The organism is Pseudoalteromonas sp. 4NS20-0020 (genome assembly GCF_057554385.1).
On record NZ_BAAJMI010000005.1, the window covers coordinates 355,712 to 375,024 of the forward strand.

Annotated in this window: 15 protein-coding genes; 8 read left to right on the top strand and 7 right to left on the bottom strand. The window is 40.8% G+C overall.

What is annotated here, in order from left to right; translation table 11 throughout:
* Positions 1-27 precede the first annotated feature (27 nt).
* Entirely contained in the window at positions 28-420 is a 393-nt protein-coding gene (locus AC27JL_RS14835) for a septal ring lytic transglycosylase RlpA family protein (RefSeq protein WP_487195933.1), read from the top strand.
* Here AC27JL_RS14835 and cydC read toward each other — a convergent pair.
* The 5 genes from cydC to AC27JL_RS14860 are packed head-to-tail and all read right to left on the bottom strand — an operon-like array spanning position 403 to position 6,808.
* Positions 403-2,145, bottom strand: a complete 1,743-nt coding sequence (gene cydC / locus AC27JL_RS14840; protein ID WP_487195934.1) for a thiol reductant ABC exporter subunit CydC — start codon at positions 2,143-2,145, stop codon at positions 403-405. The two genes, AC27JL_RS14835 and cydC, sit on opposite strands and share 18 nt — an antisense overlap.
* Complete coding sequence (cydD, locus tag AC27JL_RS14845) at positions 2,138-3,925, bottom strand: thiol reductant ABC exporter subunit CydD (protein WP_487195935.1); 1,788 nt, start codon at positions 3,923-3,925, stop codon at positions 2,138-2,140. Before cydD ends, cydC begins: the two co-directional genes overlap by 8 nt.
* Positions 3,915-4,079 (bottom strand): cytochrome bd-I oxidase subunit CydX, encoded by a 165-nt coding sequence (gene cydX, locus AC27JL_RS14850; protein ID WP_006793620.1) that lies wholly within the window; start codon positions 4,077-4,079, stop codon positions 3,915-3,917. Before cydX ends, cydD begins: the two co-directional genes overlap by 11 nt.
* A gap of 12 nt (positions 4,080-4,091) precedes the next feature.
* Complete coding sequence (cydB, locus tag AC27JL_RS14855) at positions 4,092-5,231, bottom strand: cytochrome d ubiquinol oxidase subunit II (protein WP_305400497.1); 1,140 nt, start codon at positions 5,229-5,231, stop codon at positions 4,092-4,094.
* A gap of 2 nt (positions 5,232-5,233) precedes the next feature.
* Positions 5,234-6,808: a cytochrome ubiquinol oxidase subunit I gene (locus tag AC27JL_RS14860; protein WP_008126684.1), complete on the bottom strand. Its 1,575-nt coding sequence runs from the start codon at positions 6,806-6,808 to the stop codon at positions 5,234-5,236.
* A 299-nt stretch (positions 6,809-7,107) separates the two neighbouring features.
* Between AC27JL_RS14860 and lpxB the strand changes: the two genes are divergently transcribed.
* The 6 genes from lpxB to AC27JL_RS14890 all read left to right on the top strand — a co-directional run bounded on the left by lpxB (position 7,108) and on the right by AC27JL_RS14890 (position 15,069).
* Positions 7,108-8,265 (top strand): lipid-A-disaccharide synthase, encoded by a 1,158-nt coding sequence (gene lpxB, locus AC27JL_RS14865; protein ID WP_305400499.1) that lies wholly within the window; start codon positions 7,108-7,110, stop codon positions 8,263-8,265.
* A complete protein-coding gene (rnhB, locus tag AC27JL_RS14870) occupies positions 8,255-8,860 on the top strand; it encodes a ribonuclease HII (protein ID WP_010557170.1) in 606 nt (201 codons plus the stop codon). Before lpxB ends, rnhB begins: the two co-directional genes overlap by 11 nt.
* Positions 8,860-12,351 carry a DNA polymerase III subunit alpha gene (gene dnaE / locus AC27JL_RS14875; protein WP_487195936.1) on the top strand — a complete coding sequence of 1,164 codons (3,492 nt, stop codon included), beginning with the start codon at positions 8,860-8,862 and terminating at the stop codon, positions 12,349-12,351. Before rnhB ends, dnaE begins: the two co-directional genes overlap by 1 nt.
* A 16-nt stretch (positions 12,352-12,367) precedes the next feature.
* Complete coding sequence (accA, locus tag AC27JL_RS14880) at positions 12,368-13,324, top strand: acetyl-CoA carboxylase carboxyl transferase subunit alpha (protein WP_006793614.1); 957 nt, start codon at positions 12,368-12,370, stop codon at positions 13,322-13,324.
* Between the two features lie 92 nt (positions 13,325-13,416).
* Positions 13,417-14,721, top strand: a complete 1,305-nt coding sequence (gene tilS / locus AC27JL_RS14885; protein ID WP_487195937.1) for a tRNA lysidine(34) synthetase TilS — start codon at positions 13,417-13,419, stop codon at positions 14,719-14,721.
* A complete protein-coding gene (locus AC27JL_RS14890) occupies positions 14,722-15,069 on the top strand; it encodes a hypothetical protein (protein WP_487195938.1) in 348 nt (115 codons plus the stop codon).
* 66 nt (positions 15,070-15,135) lie between these two features.
* Here the strand turns inward: AC27JL_RS14890 and AC27JL_RS14895 are convergent, their stop codons facing one another.
* On the bottom strand, positions 15,136-16,032 hold the full coding sequence (locus AC27JL_RS14895; RefSeq protein WP_006793611.1) for a GGDEF domain-containing protein: 897 nt from the start codon (positions 16,030-16,032) through the stop codon (positions 15,136-15,138).
* Between the two features lie 133 nt (positions 16,033-16,165).
* Here AC27JL_RS14895 and AC27JL_RS14900 point away from each other — a divergent pair, with 133 nt between their 5' ends.
* Positions 16,166-18,139 (top strand): monovalent cation:proton antiporter family protein, encoded by a 1,974-nt coding sequence (locus AC27JL_RS14900; protein WP_006793610.1) that lies wholly within the window; start codon positions 16,166-16,168, stop codon positions 18,137-18,139.
* Between the two features lies 1 nt (position 18,140).
* Here AC27JL_RS14900 and AC27JL_RS14905 read toward each other — a convergent pair whose 3' ends face one another.
* Positions 18,141-19,286 carry a patatin-like phospholipase family protein gene (locus tag AC27JL_RS14905; RefSeq protein ID WP_487195996.1) on the bottom strand — a complete coding sequence of 382 codons (1,146 nt, stop codon included), beginning with the start codon at positions 19,284-19,286 and terminating at the stop codon, positions 18,141-18,143.
* Positions 19,287-19,313: the final 27 nt, after the last annotated feature.

Here is a 19,313-nt window from a genome sequence, read left to right on the forward strand (position 1 = left end):
AAAATTTACTATATTTAAAGCACCGCTATGTTTCTTACGAAGTTAATTTTACCCCTCAGTTTTTTGTCTATCTTGGTTGCGTGTAGTAGCCAACCTGTCGTTACCACAGCTAATGGAGAGCGTACTCAGTTAGGGAAAGCCTCTTATTACGCTAATAAATACCATGGCCGCACAACGGCAAATGGCGAAACCTATAATCAAAACGCTGCCACTGCTGCACATTTAGAGTTAGATTTTGGTACTAAGGTAAAGGTAACTAACTTAGCTAACAATAAATCGGTAATCGTAAGAATAAACGATAGGGGCCCGTACGTTAGAGGGCGGGTTATTGATTTATCGTTAGGTATGTTTAAAAAAATAGCCGACCCTAAAGTCGGCGTTATTGATGTCTCAATCAGCGTATTAAAAACGGGTGGTTAGCGACACATACTCCTGATGTTTTTCGCTAAGCTCTTTGTGGCTACCTTGCGCTACAAGTTTGCCATTTTCTAGCCAAATAATGTTATCCATTTGCGCTAGAAGAGCAGGGTCGTGGGTAATTGTAAGTACGCTTGCGTCACTCATTACGTGCATAATGGCGTTCATTACGGTTTGCTTAGATTGGTTATCTAGCCCTTCAGTGGGTTCATCAAGTACTAAAATAGCTGGGTTTTGTAATAAAGCCTGCGCAATCGCTATACGCCTTGATTGTCCTTGGGATACGCTTCTGCCGCCTGTCCCTAAACGTGTTTTTAAACCCTCTTGTAGCTCATTAAACCAAGGCTCTAGCTGTGCAAGGTTAATGGCTTCAAGCATTTCTTCTTTTGTAGCGCTTGGCTTTGCATAACGCAAGTTTTCACTTAATGTACCATCAAAAATATGATGTTGCTGCGCTAATATATTTATAACGTTTGCTCGGCTGTCACTGCTAAGTGAGTGAAGGTCTTGCGCGTTATTATGGTCACCCAATGTAATACTACCTTGCTGAAGTGGCCATAAACCGGTTAGCAAATTAACTAAGGTGGTTTTACCGCTCCCGCTTCGACCTACAATGGCTACTTTTTGCCGCGATTTAAGCATAAAACTGACATTATTTAATGCGTTATGCTCATCGTATTTATAGCTAATGTTATTAAGCGTTAGCGCAATATTATTTTTATCAAACTGAGTATCAATTAAAGCGCTACAATTATTGCTCTGATCAGATGTTTTATCTTGGAGGGTAAATAACCGCTCTGCGGCTTTTAGTACATTAGGCAGCTCTATAAATGCATTGGGCAGTAGTAATACGCTTTCAAAGCTTGCTAATACAAAAAGCGTTAACATGGCAAGTTCTACGTTAACCATGGAATTAGTATAAACCAATGGGGCTATCGTCACTATGCTAGCTAACATGGCCATTTGTACTATTAGTAGAGTCAGTCCATCTGCATTTGCTAACGCCTTATGACGAACAAATAATTGTTGGTTGTACTGCTCGTTTAATCTATCGCATTTATTTAACTGCTCAGTACGGGCTTGATAAATACTAAGCTCTCTGAGGCCTGTTAAGGTATCTGATAATTCGGCCCGTAACTGTGCACTAAGGTGTGTTTCTTTGTGACTATTTTTTGTAAGTGAAGCACTTAAAAGCGCAGGTATGACAACGCCAATTAATAAAATTCCCATAAAGCAAATGAGTGCTACATTTGCATTATAAGCAGACATGAAAAGCAAAATGATTGGCACGCTTAACAAAGCAACCATCATGGGCATTAACACGTTCAAATAAAATTTATCGAGTGCGTCAACATCGTTCTGTAGTCGATTCAGTAAATCAGCGCTGCGGCTCATGGCTAAATCAACATTGTTGAGCTTACTGAGTGTTGCAAACATATTTACGCGAATTTCACTCAACAATAAAAAAGTCGCATTATGAGTAACTAAGCGCTCAGCATAACGAGAAGCCGTTCTTACGATAGCTAAAAAACGTATTGTGCCAGCGGGTGTAAAATAGTTCATTTGCACGCCAGCAATACCTGCAGCTGCCATAGATGCTAAAAACCAGCCTGAAATAGCCAGTAGGCCAACGTTCGCAAGCACCGTAATTGTTGCTAACAGCGTACCCAGTAGCATGGCTTTATAATGAGGGCGGCAGAGCTTTATCAATCTAATAAAGTTACTCATCGGAACCTCCTTGCTTAGCGGCATTTAGCAAATTATAAAACACGCCATGTTGAGTGCTTAGTTTTTCAAAGCTACCTTGCTCAGTGGCCTTACCCTGGTCCATTACAATAATATTGTCGGCGTGTTTTACAGTGTTTAATCTGTGTGCGATTACCAGTACTAAATTGTTTTTAGCGTACATATTAATGGCGTGTTGAATGTGTTGCTCTGTTTGGCTATCAAGGTGCGCTGTTGGCTCATCAAGCATTAATATAGGGGCGTTTTTTAAAAATGCCCGAGCAAGTGCAATACGTTGCTTTTGCCCTCCAGAGAGTCCTTCACCTTGCTCTCCTATTAACGTATCAAACCCAGAGGGTAGGGTATTTATAAACTCAAGGGCGCCTGCTTGTTGCGCTGCTTGCTCTAGCTCTTGCTGTGATGCGTCTGGTTTGGCTAATTTTATATTAGCGCCAATGCTATCGAAAAATAGTGTTGGGTTTTGTGGTATCCACGCAACTTGATTCTGTAGTTGGGTAATATCGTTTGCTGCTAATGGCAATCCGTTAATATAAATACAAGGTATTACTTGGGGGTGAAAACCCAGCAGGCAATCAAATAAAGTACTTTTCCCTGAGCCACTGTTACCCACAACTGCCACCAAGCCTTTTTTTGGTAGGCTTAAGGTGACATCGTGAATGCCTTCGTTACTGTCAGGGTAAATGTAGGTTAAATTTTTAATGTTTATTGAATCAATAGTATCAGACGTGGTGTATTCGGTTGTATTGTTAACTAGTTCAGTATCTTGATAGGGTAAGGGGGCATTTAAAATAGTCACCATGTCAGCAGCGGCGCTAATACCTTGCAAGCGAGCATGATAATGGCTTCCTAATTGACGAAGCGGTAAATAAAACTCGGGAGCTAAAAGCAGCACAACAAAGCCAGTAGAAAAATCAAGTGTGCCAAAAAAAAGCCTAAAACCAATAATTACAGCCACTAAAGCCACACTGATTGTAGCTAAAAACTCTAAGGCAAAAGATGATAAAAACGCAATTTTTAACACACCAAGCGTGGTATGCCTAAAGTCATCAGAAATTTTAGCTATTTGTTTTAATTCGGTTTGCGTTGCATTAAATAGTTTTAGCTGGGTTAATCCCTGTACTCTGTCAAAAAAGTAATTACCAAGAACAGCAAGTTGTTGCCAACGCTTTTGATTTAACGCTTCTGCTTTTGATCCAACTAAAATCATAAAAAAAGGGATAAGCGGAGCTGTTAATAAAAATATTAATCCCGCTTTATAATCGGTCGGAAAAATAACAACCAAGATTGCTAGTGGAATAAGGGCACTGTAAGCAACACCAGGCAGGTATTTAGCGTAATAGTCGTGAAGTTCTTCTACACCATTATGCAATGTATTTAAAGTTGCACCTTGACCGTGTTGCTCAATATAACTAGGGCCCAGCAAGCTTAATTTAGTTAACAGTGTTTGGCGCATAGCCGACTTTATTTTAAGGGCAGCAAAAGCACTTAGCCTTTCACTTAGCGCTAAAAAAATAGCGCGAAGCAAAACAATACCTGCTAATGGCCACAGCAAGTGAGTGACTTCACTTAAGCTACTACCTTCAAACATTACGTTATGAATAGCCTGAGCGAGTAAATATGCTCCGGCAATCATTAAAATAGCGTTAAAAGTACCCAGTGCAATACTGAGCTTTAACCATAATGAGGCAGGTTTACTTTGTGTTTTTAAAAAAGCGCGCAGTGTTTGTTGCTGCGCGCGATTTGGTCGGGGGTTAGTCGTCATTGTTGGTCGAGTTAGCCTCGTTCAATAAATCATGCATCGGTTGTTCATCATCAGCAATGCTGTTTTTATTTTGATGAAATTCGTACCACATTACATTTATTACCCCTAAGGTACAGGCTAAAAGTACACCTAAAATCCAAGCAAAATACCACATAGTTCAGTCTCCTTAGTAGCTGCCGTGAGTGTTAGTTTCAATTTCTTCTACGGTTACTCTGCGCCACATTTTTACATAACACCACGTGGTGTAGGCTAAAATTAATGGTACAAAAATGGCCACGGCTACAAGCATAATGTTAAGCGTTTTATGGCTCGAAACGGCATCCCAAATTGTTAAGCTAATATTTGGGTTGTTAATTGATGGCATAATAAATGGGAATAATGAAACGCCCGCCGTCATAATGACACCTACTAACATAAGTGCAGTCGAAATAAGCCCTAACGCTGGTTTATTGAGCTTTGAAAATACTAATGCACTCAATGCCATAGCAAACGCTAGAACAGGGAAGGTTACTGTCCATGCGCGCTCAGTGTAATTATTTAGCCAAGCGCCTTTTGCTGTGGTAACTACTTTAGCGAGCGGATCAGCATGGCCTTGAGTATCGCCCATAGACACAATTTGGTAGCCGCTTAAATTAGCCACCCAAAATCCGGCCGCGGCAAATAAAACAATAAATGCAATCAATGCATAACGTCCGTATTGGCCAGAGCGTTCTGCAACCGCATCTGCTGTGCGAAGTTGTAACCACATACCTGCATGTGCAATAAGCATAGCTATACTAATTAAACCAGCGAGGAGTGCAAATGGGTTTAACAAGCCAAAAAACGAACCTTGGTAACTTACACGTAATAAATTATCAATATTGAATGGTACACCTAAAAACAAGTTACCAAATGCTACACCAAATACTAAAGCCGGAATTGCGCTACCTGCAAATAATCCCCAATCCCAGTTATTACGCCAGCGCTTAGAATCAATTTTAGAGCGGTAATCAAAACCAAGAGGTCTAAAAAAGAGTGCAAATAGCACCAGCATCATGGCAAAGTAAAACCCCGAAAAAGCGGCCGCATACACCATTGGCCAAGCCGCAAATAATGCTCCGCCTGCGGTGATAAACCAAACTTGGTTACCATCCCAGTGTGCGCCAATTGTATTAATTACAGTGCGTCGTTCTAAATCTGTTTTACCAACTAGGCGAAGGAGCATAGCAACCCCCATGTCCATACCATCGGTAATTGCAAAGCCGATTAAAAGCACACCAATGATCAACCACCACAACATTTTTAATGTTTCATAATCAAAAATCATGATTATTCTCCTTTTGCTTGTGTGTTGTTTGGCAGCTCAAAATGGTATTTACCAGTATGTAATGAGCTTGGGCCTTTTTTAATAAAATGAATCATTAACCAGCCTTCAACAATGGCAAGGCCAGTGTAAAAAATGATGAAGCCCGTTAAGCTAATTAAAATGTCATTGACCGTTAATGACGACGTGGCTAAAAAAGTCGGTAGTATTTCAGAAATAGCCCAAGGTTGGCGTCCATATTCTGCAACGATCCAGCCAAATTCAATCGCAATCCATGGCAATGGAATACTTAACACTGTAGCCCAAAGTAACCAGCGTTTTTGCTCAATAATACGGTGTGCATTGTAGTAAAATGCTAATACAAACACAGCAAGCATAGCGACACCACACGCAACCATAATCCTAAACGACCAAAACATGGGGCCTACTTTTGGGAATGAATCTTTCACTGCTTTTTGAATTTGCTCTTCTGTGGCATCAACAACATCAGATGTATATCGTTTAAGCAACAAACCGTAGCCTAAGTCATCTTTTACTGCGTCAAATTTAGCAATGTTTTCAGGCGTATCTTCGCCGTTTCTTAGTTTAGTAAGATAGCCATAGGCAATCATGCCGTTACGAATACGTATTTCATGTTTTTTCTCTAAATCAGAAATACCCGTAACTTTTTCGTCAAATGAGCGTGTAGCAATAATGCCCAGTGCATAGGGTATTTTTACAGCGGCATGGGTTACTTGCTCTTCAGAGTCAGGAAAACCAAATGCAGTAAACGCAGCGGGCGCTTCTTCTGTGTGCCACTCGGCTTCAATAGTTGCTAATTTTACTTTTTGAATTTCGCCTACTTCATAGCCTGATTCATCACCAAGTAAAATAACACATAAAATTGAGGCTAAACCAAACCCTGAAGCCACTGAAAATGAACGTTTGGCAAATGCTAAATCGCGACCTTTTAGTATGTACCAACTACTTATACCTAAAACAAACATAGACGCGGCGACATAGCCTGCAGATACCGTGTGAATAAACTTAACCTGTGCAACAGGGTTAAATACCAGCTCTGCAAAGCTGGTCATTTCCATTCGCATAGTTTGGTAGTTAAATTCAGCACCTACTGGGTTTTGCATCCAACCATTAGCAATTAATATCCATAATGCTGATAAGTTTGTACCCAGTGCCATTAAAAAGGTAGCGCCTAAATGCTGACGTTTAGAAAGTCTATCCCATCCTAAGAAGAACATACCCACAAAGGTTGATTCTAAAAAGAATGCCATTAACCCTTCAATAGCCAGAGGAGCACCAAATACATCACCCACATAATGTGAGTAATAAGACCAGTTAGTGCCAAATTCAAACTCCATAGTGAGGCCTGTGGCAACACCAATGGCAAAGTTAATACCAAATAACTTACCCCAAAACTTAGTCATATCACGATAAATTTCGCGACCAGTCATAACATAAACTGATTCCATAATAACTAAGATCCAAGTCATACCTATTGTTAACGGTACAAATATGAAGTGAAAGAGTGCGGTAACAGCAAACTGTAGTCGCGATAGATCCACAAAGGTTTCATCTATCATTTTATGCTCCTTGAATGTGACGGATTAACTGGGCAATGAGTTATTGGCAGAGTTAATGATTGAATGAACTTTCAGTAATTACTGAAAGTTTGCAATATTATTCACAATTGCACAATGCTTGTCAATATATATTAGTAAAACTTAATATATAATTTATATGCTACATCAGTATTAAAAATAAACAACAATAGAGATTATATTTACAGTTAAAAAACGAGTTATTTAAAGCGTTTAAACACATACCAAAACGCGGTAAACTAAACTCATGACGCCCGATTAAAATATGAACTAAAAAGCAAATGACGAAAGAAAAAAAACAACTACGAATAGGTATAGTGGCAGGCGAACTGTCGGGCGATATTTTAGGCGAAGGCCTAATAAAAGCATTAAAAGTACATTTTCCAGATGCCACTTTTGAGGGGATTGCAGGACCAAAAATGCAAGCTCAAGGTTGTAAAACTCTATACGATATGGATGAGCTGTCTGTAATGGGCTTGGTTGAAGTACTCGGGCGTTTACCGCGTTTACTGAAAATTCGTAAACAATTGGTTCAACATTTTATAGATAACCCACCCGATGTATTTATTGGAATAGACGCCCCTGATTTTAATCTTCGCGTTGAAAAACCTTTAAAAGATGCAGGCATTAAAACAGTTCAATACGTAAGCCCTTCAGTTTGGGCATGGCGAGAAAAACGTATTCATACTATTAGCGCAGCTACTAACTTAGTACTTGCACTATTGCCGTTTGAAAAAGAATTTTACGACAAGCATCAAGTACCGTGTACGTTTGTAGGGCACACATTAGCAGACGATATAGCGCTTGAGCACGACGATAGCCAAGCACGTGCAAAACTAGGCTTAAGTCTTGATGACAAAGTACTGGCATTATTGCCAGGTAGCCGAGGCTCCGAAGTGGGCTTACTGAGTGAAACCTATATAAAAACAGCGCAGCAACTTCAAGCTCAAAACCCAGACCTTAAAATTGTGGTTCCACTGGTAAACGAAAAGCGCAAAGCGCAGTTTACTGATATTTTAAATGCTACAGCGCCTAGCCTTAATGTTAGCTTGCTAGATGGGCAATCTAAATTAGCAATGCAAGCGGCAGATGCCATTTTACTTGCGTCTGGCACAGCCACACTCGAAGGCATGCTGTATAAAAAGCCAATGGTTGTTGGGTATAAAATAAAACCATTAAGCTACTGGATTTTTAAAACCCTGTTTACCTTTAACATTAAATATTTTTCGTTGCCAAATTTATTGGCCGATGAAGAATTAGTGCCTGAATTTTTACAAAGCGACTGTAATGTTAAAAACTTAACTCAAGCACTTACCCCAATGCTAGAAACAGACAATAGACAATTAAAAGCACGTTTTTTAGAAATTCATGAAAACATTAGATTAAATGCCAGCGAGCAAGCAGCCAATGCTGTGGCGGAGTTAATACATGCAAATTGAACGACCCAATGTAACCTTAATTGCCGGTGTTGATGAAGTAGGGCGAGGCCCGCTTGTTGGCGATGTTGTTACCGCAGCAGTAATACTTGACCCAACTAAACCAATAGCGGGTCTAGCCGACTCTAAAAAATTAACAGACAAAAAGCGCCAAGCATTAGCCACAGAGATAAAAGAAAACGCATTATGTTATGCCTATGGCCGTTGTAGTCCATCAGAAATTGATGACTTAAACATTTTACACGCTACCATGCTTGCTATGAGCCGCGCTGTGGAAGGGTTAAGCACACAGCCTGAGTTTGTATTTATAGATGGTAACCGTTTACCAAAACTCACTATGCCTGCTCAAGCGGTTGTTAAAGGCGATAGCCTGGTTGCCGAAATATCAGCAGCCTCTATTTTAGCCAAAGTAGCGCGTGATGATGAAATGCTTGAACTTGATAAACGCCACCCGCAATACGGGTTTGCAGGGCATAAAGGTTACCCAACTAAAGCGCACTTTGCAGCACTTGAGCAGTACGGCGCAATAGATGAACATCGTAAAAGTTTTAAACCCGTGCAGCGTGTACTTATGCAAGCGAAAGGCGAGGCAAAATAATGGCAGCACCTGATTTTGTACATTTAAGGGTCCACTCAGACTTTTCGATGGTTGATGGCTTAGCTAAAACCAAGCCAATAGTCGCTAAGGCGCAAGAGCTAGAAATGCCCGCGATTGCTATTACCGATCAAATGAACTTTTGTGGATTAGTACGCTTTTATGGCGCGACCCATAATGCGGGTATAAAGCCGATTGTGGGTGCTGACTTTTGGCTGCGCAGCCCTGAATTTCCGGATGAGCCATGTCGCATTACAATTTTAGCTAAAGATAATGTGGGTTATAAAAATATAACGCTATTAATTTCTGAGGCGTATCAGCGTGGTCATGTATTCCATCGTCCAGTAATTGACAGAGAATGGTTAGCTAATCATAAAGAAGGATTAATTATTCTCTCGGGCGCAAAAGACGGTGATTTAGGTAAGGCATTATTAAAAAATAATCCGGGCGTTATAGAAAGCGTAATTAGCTTTTACAAGCAGCACTTTAGCGACCATTACTATTTAGAGCTTGTACGAACTAACCGCCCGCTTGAAGAAGATTACCTGCACATGGCGGTAGAGCTTGCAGCTAAAGAGCAGCTGCCCGTTGTTGCAACCAACGAAGTGGTATTTCTAAAACCTGAAAATTTTGAAGCGCACGAAATTCGTGTAGCTATATTTGATGGCTACACACTTGATGACAAACGCCGTCCAAAACGTTTCTCAGAAGAACAATACCTAAAAACGCCTGAGCAAATGGCTGAGCTATTTAGCGATATACCTGAAGCACTGCAAAATACGGTAGAAATAGCTAAGCGCTGTAATGTGACTGTAAAGTTAGGCGAATACTTTTTACCAGATTATCCAACAGGCTCTCTTAATATTGATGAGTTTTTGGTTAAAGTGTCAGAAGATGGCCTTGAAGAACGACTCCAGTTTTTGTTCCCTGACGAAGAAGATAGAAAAGTAAAACGTGTTGAGTACGATGAACGTTTAGCCGTAGAGCTTGGCGTAATCAACCAAATGGGTTTTCCGGGTTACTTCTTAATCGTAATGGAGTTTATTCAGTGGAGTAAAGATAACAATATTCCGGTTGGACCTGGTCGTGGTTCAGGTGCAGGTTCGTTAGTTGCGTACGCACTTAAAATTACCGATTTGGATCCGCTTGAGTTCGACTTGCTTTTTGAGCGATTTTTGAATCCAGAACGTGTATCAATGCCCGATTTCGACGTCGATTTTTGTATGGACAGACGCGACGAAGTAATTGATCACGTATCGGCATTGTATGGGCGTGATGCGGTATCACAAATTATTACTTTTGGTACTATGGCCGCAAAAGCGGTAATACGCGATGTAGGTCGTGTACTTGGTCATCCTTATGGTTTTGTTGATCGTATTTCGAAACTGATCCCAGGCGATCCGGGGATGACCCTTGCCAAAGCCTTTGAAGTAGAGCCGCGTTTGCAAGAAGCTTACGATGGTGACTCAGAGGTAAAAGATTTAATCGATATGTGTCGCATCCTAGAAGGGTGTACGCGTAATGCCGGTAAACATGCCGGTGGTGTTGTAATATCGCCGACCACCATTACCGACTTTGCTGCACTTTATTGTGACGATGAAGGTAAATTTCCGGTAACACAGTTTGATAAAAACGACGTAGAAACCGCGGGCCTTGTTAAGTTCGATTTCTTGGGTTTACGTACTTTGACCATTTTGCAGTGGGCAGTGGATATGACCAACGTGCGTATGCAGCGCGAAGGCAAAGACCCTGTTGATATAAACACTATTCCACTGGATGATAAAAAAAGCATAGAGCTATTACTGCGCGCCGAAACAACCGCGGTGTTTCAGCTAGAATCGCGCGGCATGAAAGATTTAGTACGCCGCCTTAAGCCCGATTGCTTTGAAGATATGATTGCATTAGTAGCCTTGTTCCGCCCAGGTCCATTGCAATCAGGCATGGTAGATAACTTTATCGACCGAAAACTGGGTAGAGAGGAAATTTCATACCCAGATGCGCAGTACCAACACGAAAGCTTAAAACCAATACTTGACCCCACTTACGGCATTATTTTGTATCAAGAACAAGTAATGCAAATAGCGCAGGTACTCGCAGGCTATACGCTGGGTGGTGCAGATATGTTACGCCGTGCAATGGGTAAGAAAAAACCTGAAGAAATGGCAAAGCAGCGTTCAACGTTTGAAGATGGCGCGCGTAATAATGGTATTGATGGCGAACTGGCGATAAAAATCTTCGACTTGGTAGAAAAATTCGCAGGTTATGGTTTTAATAAATCTCACTCAGCAGCGTATGCACTGGTTTCGTACCAAACGCTGTGGATGAAAACGCACCACCCAGCTGAGTTTATGGCTGCGGTAATGTCGGCCGATATGGATAACACCGACAAAATAGTAATTTTGGTAGATGAATGTGAAAACATGAAACTTACCTTATTACCGCCCGATGTAAACGCCGGTGAATTTAAGTTTACGGTAAACCTGCAAGGCGAAATTGTGTATGGTATTGGCGCAATTAAAGGTGTAGGTGAAGCGCCAGTAGACGCTATTTTAGAAGCGCGCGCAAAGGGCGGCCCGTTTAAGGATTTATTTGATTTTTGTGCTCGCGTTGACTTAAAACGTCTCAATAAACGTGTCACCGAAAAATTAATTTATGCCGGTGCACTTGATAAGCTTGGGCCAGAAAAAAACCAAGCAGGGCGTGCAACATTACTGGCAAGTTTAAAAGACGCTATGCGCGCGGCCGATCAGCACAACAAGGCAGAGCAACTTGGACAAAGCGATTTATTTGGTTTATTGGCTACTGAACCAGACGAAGTAGAGCAAGCCTTCATTAAGGCCACAGGTCTGACCGACAATGAATGGCTTGAAGGTGAAAAAGATACCCTAGGCCTTTATTTAACTGGGCATCCGATAAATCAGTATCGCAAGGAGCTTAGGTATTACACCAGCGGAAAGCTGGTGGATTTACAACCAACTAATCGTGATGTACTCTCTACTGCCGCTGGTCTAGTTATTTCAGCGCGGACCTTAATTAATAAAAAAGGCAACCGTTGGGGCTTAATAACTTTAGATGACAAGAGCGCCCGTATTGATGTACGCTTGTTTCCAGAACAGTTTGAAATGTACCAAGAAATGCTTCAAGTTAACAATATCTTGGTAATATCTGGACAGGTCAGCTTTGATAACTTCTCCGGTGGCATTACAATGACCGCCAGAGAAATAAACACCATTGCTCAAGCGCGTGAAAAACGTATTAAAGCGATTAAAATGACGCTGAACATGGTGCAAATCGAGGCAGGTTTCTTCGATAAATTACAAAAAGTACTCGAACCTTATAAAATGGGAACGTGTCCGATCAAGGTTTATTACCAACGCCCAGATGCGTTGGCGCAATTAACCCTAGGGATCGAATGGTGTGTCACGCCGAGCGACGACTTGATTCACAAGTTATCACTCATGGCGGCACAAGATGTAGAACTAGAATTTAACTGATTAGGTAGTTTAGAGCATGAGCCTCAATTATCTTGATTTTGAGCTTCCGATTGCAGAATTAGAAGCAAAAATTGAAGAATTACAAAGCATAAGCCGCGCTGGCGAATTAGACCTTGAGCTAGAAGAGGAAGTCAGCAAATTAAAAGAAAAAAGTGCTAAGCAAAAAGAGGAAATTTTCTCAAACTTAGGCGCTTGGCAAGTATCGCAGTTAGCGCGTCATCCGTTGCGTCCTTATACTCGAGATTATATCGAGCGTATTTTCACGGAATTTGACGAGTTTGCAGGCGATCGTACTTTTGCTAACGATCCGGCTATTTTAGGCGGTGTTGCACGTTTAGATGGCGAACCAGTGATGGTTATTGGCCAACAAAAAGGTCGCGATACAGCTGAAAAAATTAAACGCAACTTTGGTATGCCAAAACCAGAAGGCTACCGTAAAGCACTTCGCTTAATGGAAATGGCTGAGCGTTTTAAAATGCCAATAATGACCTTTATCGATACGCCAGGTGCATACCCTGGTGTTGGCGCTGAAGAGCGTGGTCAGTCTGAAGCAATTGCACGTAACCTTAAAGTAATGGCGGCGCTTAAAGTGCCAACTATTTGTACGGTTATTGGTGAGGGCGGCTCAGGTGGTGCATTAGCGATTGGTGTTGGTGACAGAGTTAATATGTTGCAATACAGCACGTACTCGGTAATTTCGCCAGAAGGCTGTGCTTCAATTTTATGGAAAAGCGCCGATAAAGCACCACTTGCTGCAGAAGCTATGGGCGTGACCGCTGAGCGCGTTAAAGAGTTAGATTTAATCAACAACTTAGTTGATGAGCCTTTAGGTGGTGCACATCGTAATTACGATGCGATGGCGCGTAACTTAAAAACCCGTTTAAAACGTGATTTAGCAGACTTACAAGCGCTTTCGCTTGAAGACATGCTTGATCAACGTTACAAACGTTTAATGTCGTTTGGTTACTGCTAATAAAGTAGCTATTACATTAAATGTTAAAAAAAGCCGCTTATGCGGCTTTTTTGTTTTAAAATACTTCTAACACAAATTTTATAGCGTATTGCATGCAATCATCAGCCATTTATCAACACGTTAAACACGCTCTAGAGCACTTTTTTAAGCAACAACAGTTTAATTTTACTGTGGCGCTTTCGGGTGGGGTCGACTCAGTTGTATTGTTACATGTAATGCACGTGCTAAAGCAAGAAATGCCAAAGCTAAAGATAAGTGCAATATACGTTAATCATGGCTTAAGCGAATACGCTAATGACTGGCAGGCTTTTTGCCAAAACCTATGCGTTGAGCTAGATATACCGTTTAATACCGCGCAGGTAACAATAAGCCGGCAAACACGAACAAGCCTTGAAGCGCAGGCACGTGAGGCACGTTATAAAGCACTTGATGAACTAAGCGCACCGCAAAGTGTTATTTTATTAGGCCAGCATTTAAACGACCAAATAGAAACGTTTTTACTGCGTTTAAAGCGTGGCTCGGGCTTAAAAGGGTTAGGCGCAATGCAAGCAATGCGTGAACTACAAAGCGGGCGAATATGCTACAGGCCGCTTTTAAACATTACGCGCAGTGATATAGAGCACTTTGCCACAGCGTTTAATATTGCGCACATTACTGATGACTCAAATACCGATGAGCGTTTTGATCGTAACTTTTTGCGTGCACGTGTAGTGCCTGAACTGGCTATGCGGTTTAAAGGTTTTGAACAGTGTGCTGGGCGCAGCATTGAGTTATTGCAGCAACAACAAGCGCTACTTGATGAGTACACTCAAATTGATCTAAGCCAAAGTCTAAATGACCAGCAAGCATTGTGTATTAGCCAAATAATTCATTATAGCGACGTGCGCATAACAAATGTGGTTCGTGCGTGGCTTAGCTTATTTACCCAAGTAATGCCATCTCAAAAGCAATTGTCACAAATTATTAATCAGGCAATAAACGCTCAGGCCGATGCTAAAATTCAAATTGACTTAGTTGATGGGCAGGTTAGGCGCCACCAAGGGTATTTATACTTTGTAACTCAAAAAAACATTGTGAATGATGATGAGTTAATCACTCATGAACTCACTCTCAACGATGGCCGCGTATTAACAAAGCAAAGTGGTGTAGGAATAAGAGCACCGCATGCCAATGAGCAGGTTTCAGTAAGATTTAATTATAACAGCGCTCGTATAAAGCCTCTTAAAAAGCCCGGAAGTAATAGCGTTAAGCACTGGTTTAAGGACGCAAAAGTAGCGCCTTGGCTTCGAAGTCAAGTGCCGCTTATTTTTTATAATGATGAACTAGTACAAGTGGTTGGTTATTTTATAAGTGAAAAACATTATGATGAAAATGGTGTTTATTGGGAGTGTAAATAAATGAGTAAACAGCCACATGTTGGATTATCGCTAGTCAATAAAGCGCCACTAGGCATACTATTAACAGCCCTAATAGCGATAGTTGCTAATGTGTTGCTTGATTTGAACATTGTCACTTTAGCGTATGCTATTTTGGGCGGTGCTGTATCAGCGGCTATATTAATGGCTTATTGGTTAGGTAAAGGCGGCATATTTTTTATATTAGGGGTGAGTTTACCACTCGTTTTAGTGTTATTTACGCCTCTTGATACCGTCGCATCCTTAATAAATTTAGTGAGTGGTTACTTTTTAGGTTTTTGTGTGGCACTGACAATTTATAAATTTTTACCTGCAAAGTCTATTAAGTAATAGGGCAAGGGTTTACATAAAAAAGGCTTAGCGGGGGAAGCTAAGCCTTTTAAAAAAGCCTTATAATCAATATGCTTTAGCGCAGTTTCTGCCAGACGCTTTTGCTTTGTACAAGCCTTTATCTGCGCGAGAAAAGATTTCTATATCGCAGTCATTACTCATTGCTAAGGTATAGCCAATACTAACCGTAACTTCATGCTTTGACATTAAGCTAGATTGCTTTACAAATTGCATTATACGTTCAGATACAACCTGATTAGTTTTGAATTCAGGGTCTTCTATTAGTATTGCGAATTCATCGCCACCGAACCTAAATACGGTATCTGTAGCGCGTATACTTGAATTTAATACTGTTGCAAATTCTTTAAGAGTATCGTCGCCAATTTTGTGGCCAAACTTGTCATTTACCTGCTTAAAATTATCTAGATCAAGTAACATTAAGCTGAAAGGGCGCTGATAGCGGCGACAATTTTCGAGCTTTTGAGATAAAATGTCATTAAATTGACTACGGTTATTCAAACCCGTTAATGAGTCTTTTGTCGCCAATTTAAGTACGCGGCTATACATCATCGCATTACGTAGTGGGTACACTAGCGCAGAGTGAAGCGAGCGTAACTTGCTTTCAATTGCTTTGCCTAAAGGGTATTTACTAAAGTATATAAGTTGCCCTAAGTGCTCTCTTCCAATCGTTAAGTCAAAAATATAGGGCGTGCTATTAGTATCGCTTTCAGACGTTTGTGCAGTGCCAAGCGTTGATTGAAACTGCAATCCCGTAAAGTTTAAAAGCTTTTTTGTAAATTTTGCGTATATGGCCAATACATCTTCAATAACTAAACTAGTCTGGAGCTCAGCGACTAACTCGTGTGTTGCCGTTGTTTCATTATTTGGTGTGTGTTCAGCCGAAAACGGCAAAAAGTCGCCGCGACCAGAGACACGTTGCGTCAAAATATGGACATTTTCCATTAAATTCTCCCCCGAGAGTGTTGCTTTACAAGTATTAAGCGATTTTTGTGCCATATTTTAAAATTAGCTTAAAAACAATTGCTTGCTATAGTTAAACTACATCCCCTAGTTTAATTGAAGCCGGAGGCCAAATTTGCAAAGTACTAATGCTCAATTTTTTGGCTTACTTGTCGCTGCGGTTATTTTTGTGTGGTTTTTTAAGCGCATCGGTTTGCCGCCAATTTTGGCGTACCTAGCAACAGGTGTTTTAGCTGGCAGCCATGGCGTTGGATGGCTTGAACATACGCACGAAATAGACTTTGTTGCAGAGCTTGGTATTGTATTTTTGCTTTTTAGCTTAGGGCTTGAGTTTTCAATATCTCGGTTAATGGCCATGCGTAATATTGTATTTGGCTTAGGGTCACTGCAGGTGATTGTAACAAGCTTAGTGCTTATTATAATTTTGTACTGTTTAAACTTTAGTTTGCTTACCAGCTTTACTATTGGTTCGATTATGGCGCTGTCTTCAACAGCGGTAGTTGTTAAGTTGCTCAAAGAAAGTGGGGAACTTAATCAGCGCAGAGGGCAATTAGCAATCGGTGTATTGTTGTTTCAAGACATTGCCGTAGTCCCTTTACTTATTATTCTTCCTTTATTTGCCACAAGCGATTCACAAACAATTGGGTGGGCGTTAGCATTTTCTCTAACTAAAGGGGCTTTTGTTTGCGTATTACTGTGGGCTATTGGTAAATGGTTACTGCCTAAAGTATTCAGCGAAATAGCCTTAGTGCGCACTGATGAGTTATTTGTACTTACTACGCTACTAGTTGCTTTGTTTGCGGGTTTACTAACCTATATGTTTGGCTTATCAATGGCGCTAGGTGCATTTTTGGCCGGGATGATGCTTGGTGAAAGTCATTACAGGCACCAGCTTGAAGCCGATATACGGCCATTTCGCGATATCTTAATGGGGCTGTTTTTTGTTACCGTAGGCATGCAGCTCGATTTACTCTATGTGTTTAGCAATGGTCTTATTATTGTTGGCGCATTATTTGGATTATTGGTTTTAAAAATAGCTGTGGTTGCCATCAGTGCACAACTTATGGGTGAGCGAAAGCAGGACTCATTAGCGTGTGGCATTATGCTGTGGCAAATGGGTGAGTTTGGTTTTGTATTAATTGCCTTGGGTAGGCAGCATCAATTATTAACCAGCGAACACATTTCATTTTTAATTGCCCTTGGTGTGTTATCGATGGCGTTAACACCATTTTTAATTGAAAAAACACCCTATATTTTAAGGCGTTTAGGGTTATTAAATAGCCCAAGCATTGCATGGGAAGGCGAGCCACAAGTAAGTGCACTTTACACAAACCATGTAGTCATCTGTGGTTTTTCGAGGGTAGGGCAAACTATAGCGCGCTTTTTAAAGCCAGAAGCTATTGAATATGTTGCTGTTGAAAGTAACCCCATACTTGTTCAAGAAGGTAAGGCTGCAGGTGAGCCTGTAATATTTGGCCACGTTAAACAAAAAGATATTTTAAAGTGTGCGGGCGTAGAGCGAGCGCGGTTGGTGATTATTACATTTACCGAGTTTGAACAAACACAAATAGTGATAGATGCAATAAAGCAAATAGCTCCAGAGGTAAAAATACTTATACGTACCCGAGACGATAGCCAGCTTGAAAAACTACGAGAGCTTGGTGTCACTGAAGTTGTACCAGAAACGCTTGAAGCAAGTTTAATGATAGTCTCGCATGTTTTGTCTATGTCGGGTGTACCCATGAGCCGAATTATTAGGCGAGTGAGTGATGAGCGAAGAAATCGTTATCAATTTTTGCAAAGTTTTTTTACAGGTGAGCATATAAACAACGATGAAAGTAATTCAGATAAATTAGAGTATTTGCATGTGGTTGCTCTGCCCGATAAAGCACATGCGGTTAATAAAAGTATAAATGAGCTTAATTTAGTAAAGCGCAAGGTATCTATTAAGGCATTACGACGCCAAGATCGAGAAATAGATGCCCCTTCAGATCAAATTATCTTGCTTGCCAACGATATACTCGTTTTGCAAGGTAAACCAAGGCGTGTGGAACGCGTAGAACATTTTTTATTAGACGGCATTGAATAAATTAATCGAGCCCTAAAAAAGCTCTTATTTCAGGTAGCTTAGCCATGCCGTCTTGATACCCTATTTCCATTAAGTGCTGGGTGTAGCGTTTTTCAAATAATAAGTAACTCGTTAAACTTGATTGAGAGTGCTTTTTAACACCAATAGTACGCAATAATACTTTTATCGCCCATGGCATATCGTTGTAATACTGCGCTGCAATAACATTAAAGTTTTGTGAGGGGTTAATAACAAAGCTATCTATTTGCTTTAGCTCTTGGTGTTTATCTCGTGCAGGTAAAAGCCCCAAAGTGCGGTTTATTCTATCTAAGCGTTCTAAATCTGACTGCATGGTGTCGGTAAATACACTATCAAGTAAGTGTCCAGCTACAGCAGAAAGCCCAGGATAATGCGCAGTATATCCCGGTAGATGCGGCTCTTTAGGTTCATCTACACCAATGATAAATATTTTTTCGGCACCCAAATGTATTGAAGGGCTAAGTGGCGATAGTTGATGTATAGAACCATCACCAAAGTAGTGGTTATGAATATTCACGCTTGGGAACACCATTGGAATAGCACTTGATGCCATTAAATGCTCAACATTAATGCGTGTTGGGCGGCCTTCTCGTTTAGCTCTTTGCCAAGCTGTTTGTGTATTTGACTGAAAAAAAGCGACTGAATCACCTGTGGTATAGCTTGAGGCTGTAATCGAAAGCGCTTCTAAATAGTTTCGGTGTAAATTACGCTCTATGCGATGCAGGTCTAAAATTTCGTTAAGTAAACCACGTAAAGGGCGGTTGTTAAGCAAGCTTGCTGGTGGGTGGTTAATATGCTCTGATTGAAAGCTAGTTAAAATATTACGCGCAATATGGCCAAATACACTTAAAAAATCACTTTTATACACCATTGAGGTCGAAAAGTTTTTCCAAACCGATTCTAATTTTCGCACTGCTAAGTGCGCACAAGAGGCATAACAAGCCAAGGCTGCAGAGTTTATTGCGCCTGCAGACGTACCATTTATTATTCTAAAAGGAAGAGGTGCCGTACGTGGCATACTATGCGCTAGCGCTTTTAAAACACCTACTTGATACGCCGCTCGAGCACCACCACCAGTGAGTAATAAGGCTGTTTTAGGTTTTTTGGGATCTATTTGCTTAATTTTCATATTGGTGGTTAAACTGTTCAACGTCTT